Consider the following 805-nt stretch of genomic DNA (forward strand, 5'->3'; position numbering starts at 1 on the left):
CTGGAATACCTCCTTTCTAGAGTGTCCGAAATTGGCACTCGTTGCGCCACATCATGATCGTTGAAAAGTATTTAGTAGATAGTATGTAGTATATAGACCCTGTCTAAGTACTGATATCTAGCTACTAACATCTAGTAAGAGTATTTAGTAGATAGTATGTAGTATATAGACCCTGTCTAAGTACCGATATCTAGCTACTAACATCTAAGAAAAGAAGAAAGTGCCCACCCCGAGAGGACGTGGATACCGAGAGAAGATGAGAAGATAAGCTAGTCCCGTAGCTCAGTTGGTTAGAGCACTACACTGATAATGTAGGGGTCAGCAGTTCAAATCTGCTCGGGACTACGGAAGGTAATGCGTACAGCGTATTGCGTACAGCGAATTTTTATGGCGACATTGGAATCGCACTGCGCACTACTCAATACCCACTACCAAAAAGGGGGATTAGCTCAGCTGGCTAGAGCACCTGCCTTGCACGCAGGGGGTCAACGGTTCGAATCCGTTATTCTCCACTGGATAGTACGAAGTACTTGGTACGGCGTATTTGGAGCAGACATGGCGACATGAACGTATCTAAGTACTGACTACTGATATCTAAGTACTGAGAAAGAGTTCTTTGACATATTGAAAGAAAGAAAACACAAGAGAAGACAACAATGGTCCGAACGTGTCCAGGCATTGATGCCGGGATACAGGTAGGACAAAGGCAGCCATGTACCTAGCAAAAGGGGTGCATGAGCGAAGAAAGTAACAAAGGGCACACGGGGGATGTCTAGGCTCTCAGAGGCGATGAAGGACGTGATAA

Annotated in this window: 2 tRNA genes; both read left to right on the forward strand. The window is 45.2% G+C overall.

The window, feature by feature from the left end:
* Nucleotides 1–271 precede the first annotated feature (271 nt).
* Nucleotides 272–345, forward strand: a tRNA-Ile gene (locus IE165_RS18430).
* A 93-nt stretch (nt 346–438) separates the two neighbouring features.
* A tRNA-Ala gene (locus IE165_RS18435) sits at nt 439–512 on the forward strand.
* Nucleotides 513–805 lie beyond the last annotated feature (293 nt).

The organism is Sphingobacterium griseoflavum (assembly GCF_014653155.1).
Classification (GTDB): domain Bacteria; phylum Bacteroidota; class Bacteroidia; order Sphingobacteriales; family Sphingobacteriaceae; genus Sphingobacterium; species Sphingobacterium griseoflavum.